Consider the following 4,458-nt stretch of genomic DNA (forward strand, 5'->3'; position numbering starts at 1 on the left):
AGGTGCGGTCGGTCGCCGTGCCCTGGGGCAACTGCGTCGAGCCGTCCAACGTGAAGGCCGGAGGCAATGCCTGCCCGATCCGCTTCCAGTGCTCCGGTTGCGGGTCGTATCGCCCTGACCCCTCGCACCTGCCCGCCATCGAAGACCAGGTCCGCAGCCTGAAGGCCAACCTGGAGCTGGCCCGCGCGATGGGCGCGGCCGACTACACGATCAAGGGCATGGAAGGCGAGATCGCGGACTACCTGAACGTGATCAAGAAGATGAAAGCGAAGATGGAGTCCATGCCCGACGAGGAACGCCACGAGGTCGAAGAGGGCAGCAAGATCTTGCGGCGCCTGCGCGCCGGCTCCGCTGCCTCCGGACCGGTCGCCCTGCCCATGCCCGTCGTCCGCCCTGCCGACGAGGTCGGAACGTGACCGCCAAGCGCACCCCCGCCGACGTGCTCCGCGAGGCCAGGAAGAAGGACAGCCTAGCCAAACGGGCGAAGGTCCTCGCCGTCGTGGACGACATGAAGGCCAAGGGCGAGCCGATCACGTTCCTCGGCGTCGCCAAGGCCGCCCAGGTATCGAACTGGCTCGTCTACGCCGAGGGCGTGCGCGAGCACATCGAGGCCGCACGCAAGGCCCAGACCACAGGCAAGGCTCGGGAGCGCAAGACCGGTGCCGCAGCCAGCCCGGCGAGCATGGCGACCGACCTGGAACTGGCTCGCGCCGAACTCCGGGCCCTGCGGGAGGAGCGGGACCGGCTCAAAGCCGCCGTCCAGCGCGGCCTCGGACAGCAAGTCGGACAAGCAGGCCACGCTGAACTCGTCTCCCGCATCAACGAACTCACCGCGGCCAACCAGGAGCTCGCCGACAAGCTGATCCGCGCCGAAGCTGACCGGGACGGCCTGCAGAACCAGCTCACCGGGGCTCAGGACGACCTGATCGCAGCCCGGCAGGCCCTGCGCAACATGATGCGTGATCAGAACCGAGAGGGATGACGGCACGATGCCGGAAGACGACGACGAGGGGGCTATGCCAACTTGGGTTAACCCGCCCCAAACTTTGGCGAGTTGAAGGAGGAACCCGAGCGCATCCAGGCCGATCCGGCCGTGGCCGAGCGGGACTGGCAGGAGTGGGTCATCGCCCGCTCGCGTGTCGGTGAGGCGCTGGCCCCGGGACGAGACCGGGCAAGGCCATGCCCAGGGCGATCGGACAGCACTGGCCGCAAAGGGGCCCGGGGGAACGTCGTCAGCGGAGAAGCCGAAATCGCAGGTGCCGGTGTGGTGTGAGGGGCTGGCCTGCTCAGTTGTGAAACCTGCGCCTGGACGGACTGATAGGAATTAGGTTGACGGTGTGCAGTCAGCGATGCAACGGTGGAGCCGCGTCACCAATGAGGCGCGCTTCACACCAACTCCCCGCTGACCACGGGGAGAACAGAGGGGAACACATGCCTTTCAACACTTCCGTCAAGGCAGCGCTGGCTGCTGCTGCCGCGATGTCGGCCCTGCTGATCCCGGCGGCCGGTTCCGCGTCCGCAGCGTCCTCCGCCTCCGGGGAGACCGTCACAGCAGCGGCCGACAGCTTTGACGCCAAGTGCAGGAGCCACAGCCGCAACTACGTCCTGAAGAAGTACCATCGAGGGCCCCAGTTCTTCACTCTGCGCTGTGGCACAAGCACGTGGGGCTGGAAGCACATCAAGGCGCGGCACGGCTGGAACAGCACGATGGACCGGAAGATAAACGCCGCCATCTGGTCCGGAGACCCCAATGGCCGTGGCGGTTACTCCACCTACCTCAATCAGTGCCCGCGAGTGGAGAAGTTCCGCACTATCATCGGTACCCCGGCCGGGACCAACGACCTCCTGACGGCCTACAAGGTCAACCAGCCGGCCGTCGCCAGCGCTGCTGCCCCCTGCTAGACACCACGCTGAGGCGCGGACCGAGGTGAGAGGGTGGTTTGTCCCGGTGGAGGAACAGACACCAGCCGAGCAGGCCCTGAGTAGCTCTTATGTCACCGCTGACGGACTCCGTTTCGACGTCATTAAGATGTCGGTCGAACACCATCCGGACCGCAGCGCAACGTTGACGTACTGGCTGACCGTGGGACGCCAAGGCCACCCGGATGAGCATTGGGTGGTCGCTTTGCCCTGGGACGACAAGTCCTGGGTGGATGTGCTCACCTCGCCCGCGCCCCCTCCCGACCGACTGCGGCAGCTCGTGCACCTCGTCCATGCCCATCTGGAAGAGTGGTGGGACACGAAGGGATACAACCGGCAGTCGGCGAAGATGGGACGGCGACTCACCTGACCCCATCGCGCCAGACACCCGCGCGGATGCGTGGGCGTCACGGCTCCGACGGACCGACACGCAGCAGCGTGCCGGGAGCCCCGCCGGGCGAAGACGCCGCCATCATCAAGGGCGGACCCTACGCGACGTCATCGGTGGTCATCCCCTTCGCGCGGCGGCGGATCGTCCGCCTGTGCGGCCACGTGACTTATCAGGGCCTCGCATTCGTCACTGCGCAAATAGAGTGCGGGCCGCCGCCAAAGCATTGTGCGCCGGCCCGCGTCTCCGCCCGCTGTCCTTCTCCAGAACGCAAGCCCCTTTCACTATGTGCCTAACGTGCCTTGTCGACTACTGAGTCTTTGACCTGCAACAATACTTGACAACCTAAGATAACGCGCCGATGCCGTGGGCCATACCGCTGTTGGCGTGCCCAGCGGGGAATCGGTCGTCCGGGCTGCCGGAGGGCCCGGTCTCCGCCCACCAGCCCGGCAGAGTCTCGCCGTGGTGGGTGATCGGTTCGGTGAGGCGCACGCAGTAGTCGAGAACGGCGCGCATCGTGGAGCTGCCGGGGTTTCGGCGCAGTAGGTAGGCGCCGTATCCGGTGAGGCCCCGGACGGCGTCGAACTCGGCGAGCGGCGGCAGGCGTCCGGCGTCGATGCGGCGATGTGCGGCGTCGAGACGGCGTCCGACATCGACTGCGATCTGTCCGTCCATCACGTCGAGGGCGCGCTGGTAGGAGCCGGGAAGGTGGTCGGCGGCACAGGCCAGGGCATGGGCGAAGGCGGGCACTCCGTAGAACGGGTGGCTGTCCGGGCCGCTGGTGAGCGGCTTCCGGGAGGCGGCGGCGAGCCAGTCGTGGGCGCGCTGCCACGGGCCGAGACCGTTCGCGGCCAGCTCGATGTGCAGGAGCGCGATTCCGGGCGGGCCGTAGGCGAGGTGCTGCCGGTCCGGGGACAGTATCCTGGTGCCGAGGGGCACGGTGTCGGGGTCGGCGAGCTGAGCAGCGATGGCGTCGACCAGGCCGAGCGCGGGGTGGGCGGTCACGAAGCCCTCCCCCTGGTGCGGGCGGTCCAGGCCAGGGCAGCGGCACGCGCCAGGTAGAGGCACACCTCTTCCTCCGGGAAGTTCACGGCGACGTGGCGCACGAAGTGAACGTGCAGCAGGGAGGTCAGGACGTCGTCGACGGCGATGCCCTGGGTGTCCGGGCCGGGCAGGTGCGGCCGGTAGGCAGCGAGTGCCGCTTCCCGGTCGGCCCATCCGGACACGATGGCGTCTCCGCCCGGGACGCTCCGCAGGGCTGACCAGTCGTCGCTCGGGTCGGCGAACCGTACGGCCTCGGTGAACTGCGGGCGTGGAACGGGCACGGGGGCTGTCGGCGGGACGTGGTCGATCAGCCACTTCATTCCGGCCTCGATGGTGCCGAGGAACGCGGAGGTGATGGCGACCGTCTGGGCCGCTACCAGCGTGCGCGGTCCGGGACGCTGTGGCTGCGTGAGCTGGGCCAGGATGGCGCACGAGTCCGCCCGGAACACATTCTCGGCTGCCTCCCATGCGGAGCCGGAGCCCCAGCGGCCCATCTCCCGGTAGGAGGTGGGATAGCGCAGGTCGGCCAGCAGGCCGATGCGTCGTAGCTCGTCGGCCCAGGCACTCACCGTTCGGGCCGTGTCGGCGAAGGCTTCCGGGTCGGGGAGGGCGATGCGTACGCGGAGGTGTTGGTCCGGGTCGCGGAAGCGGATGAACCACCACGGCGGGTTGCCGAGCCGTTCGAGGAGGCCGGGCAGGTGCCGGAAGAGCAAGACGTCTTGGCGGCGGGGGTCACCGTAGAGGGCAGCCAGAAGAACCGACGAAGAGGCAGGCGTCTGCATCTGGGCCGCAGACAGGACACGGGCCCGGCTGGGGGCTGGCAGTGGCGGCCATGTCGACGGCCTGGTTGCTTTGAGTGGCACCACGACCTCGTGGACTCGCCCGCCGCACCAGCCGTACGCCTCTGGTTCCGGGGCCTCAACGAGTACGGCCAGGCGCGTCCGGTCGAGGTGTCTGCGCAGAAGCGCACGGTGGCCGACCTCGTCGAGGTCGAGGAAGAGGCGCCGGTCGCCCTCTATTACGGCAGCTGTAGATAGCCCTGCCTGTGCTCATCGCGGCTGGTCAGCGGTTTGAGGGGGGTGGGTGCGGGGCACGAGGACGGCCGC

Annotated in this window: 3 protein-coding genes and 3 pseudogenes; 4 read left to right on the plus strand and 2 right to left on the minus strand. The window is 68.3% G+C overall.

The window, feature by feature from the left end; translation table 11 throughout:
* The 4 genes and pseudogenes from H8R17_RS44530 to H8R17_RS44545 form a co-directional block, all read left to right on the plus strand.
* Positions 1–416: pseudogene (locus tag H8R17_RS44530) on the plus strand (site-specific integrase); the annotation flags it as partial.
* A complete protein-coding gene (locus H8R17_RS44535) occupies positions 413–982 on the plus strand; it encodes a DUF6262 family protein (RefSeq protein WP_187828856.1) in 570 nt (189 codons plus the stop codon). The pseudogene H8R17_RS44530 and the gene H8R17_RS44535, both read left to right, overlap by 4 nt.
* A 449-nt stretch (positions 983–1,431) precedes the next feature.
* Positions 1,432–1,902, plus strand: a complete 471-nt coding sequence (locus H8R17_RS48400; RefSeq protein ID WP_262506034.1) for a hypothetical protein — start codon at positions 1,432–1,434, stop codon at positions 1,900–1,902.
* Positions 1,903–1,948: 46 nt separating this feature from the next.
* Entirely contained in the window at positions 1,949–2,290 is a 342-nt protein-coding gene (locus tag H8R17_RS44545; protein WP_187828857.1) for a hypothetical protein, read from the plus strand.
* Between the two features lie 369 nt (positions 2,291–2,659).
* On the opposite strand, the pseudogene H8R17_RS44550 reads toward H8R17_RS44545, so the two are convergent.
* Together H8R17_RS44550 and H8R17_RS44555 are read right to left on the minus strand one after the other, a co-directional pair.
* Positions 2,660–3,313: pseudogene (locus H8R17_RS44550) on the minus strand (lanthionine synthetase LanC family protein); the annotation flags it as partial.
* Positions 3,310–4,374 (minus strand): annotated as a pseudogene (locus tag H8R17_RS44555) (thiopeptide-type bacteriocin biosynthesis protein); the annotation flags it as partial. The pseudogenes H8R17_RS44550 and H8R17_RS44555, both read right to left, overlap by 4 nt.
* Between the last annotated feature and the right edge of the window lie 84 nt (positions 4,375–4,458).

Source organism: Streptomyces sp. TRM68367 (genome assembly GCF_014495685.1).
GTDB lineage: Bacteria > Actinomycetota > Actinomycetes > Streptomycetales > Streptomycetaceae > Streptomyces.

Excerpts from the sequence above, each read along its gene's own strand:
- H8R17_RS48400 (WP_262506034.1), top strand. The coding sequence starts at position 1,432 with ATGCCTTTCAACACTTCCGTCAAGGCAGCGCTGGCTGCTGCTGCCGCG.